Below are 980 nucleotides of genomic sequence, written 5' to 3'. Positions count from 1 at the left end.
GCGATTTCATTGTAACAGAGGTTTACCTCTGTTTTTTTGTTTAAAACACAAAAATGGCATTGGTATAGAGATGAAAAATCTCTAACCAACACCATTTGGTGTAGAACCCTTTTTATGAAAGTTCTTTTTTTATTGATTATTATTTGACCTTTCCTGACCTATAGGGTAAAATACAATCATACGTTAGCAATTAACGCTAATAAGTGCTAAAAGGAGGCCAATTTTTATGAATTTAGTTCCAACTGTCATTGAGCAGTCATCTCGTGGTGAACGTGCTTATGACATTTACTCGCGGCTTCTTAAAGACCGGATTATTATGCTTTCTGGTCCAATTGAAGACGATATGGCTAACTCAATCGTTGCGCAACTACTATTCTTGGATGCGCAAGATTCAACTAAAGATATCTACTTATACATTAACTCACCTGGTGGTGTCGTTACTTCTGGAATGGCAATTTATGACACTATGAACTTTATTAAGGCCGATGTACAAACCATTGTTATTGGTATGGCTGCATCAATGGCTAGTGTTCTAGTATCATCCGGTGCTAAGGGTAAGCGTTTCGGTTTACCTCATTCTCAAGTATTGATTCACCAACCATCTGGTGGTGCTCAAGGTCAACAAACTGAAATCGAAATTGCCGCTACCGAAATTTTGAAGACTCGTAAGATGATCAACCAAATTTTGGCGGACAATTCCGGTCAACCAATTGAGAAGATTAATCAGGATACTGAACGTGACCACTATTTGACAGCTCAAGAAGCTGTGGATTATGGTCTACTGGATGGTATCATGGAAAATAAACCTAAGGCTGATTAATAACTCATTAGACAGAAAAGAGCTGCGATATTAAACCGCAGCTCTTTTTTTAGGCTCTTTGTCAAATCCTGTTGATAGGTAAGAATCAGGTTATGCAACCTGGTTCTTTTTTTGTGCCATTTGACGATAATAAATGCGGTAGACCATATGATCAAAATTA

1 protein-coding gene is annotated in these 980 nt (G+C 37.6%); it reads left to right on the top strand.

What is annotated here, in order from left to right:
• Positions 1–226 precede the first annotated feature (226 nt).
• A complete protein-coding gene (gene clpP, locus H5975_RS08345) occupies positions 227–820 on the top strand; it encodes an ATP-dependent Clp endopeptidase proteolytic subunit ClpP (protein WP_178661848.1) in 594 nt (197 codons plus the stop codon).
• Positions 821–980 lie beyond the last annotated feature (160 nt).

This window comes from Limosilactobacillus coleohominis, assembly GCF_016901675.1.
Taxonomy (GTDB): Bacteria; Bacillota; Bacilli; order Lactobacillales; family Lactobacillaceae; genus Limosilactobacillus; species Limosilactobacillus intestinavium.
Note: the sequence above shows the minus strand (reverse complement) of the source record. Positions and strands in the feature narration are given on the sequence as shown.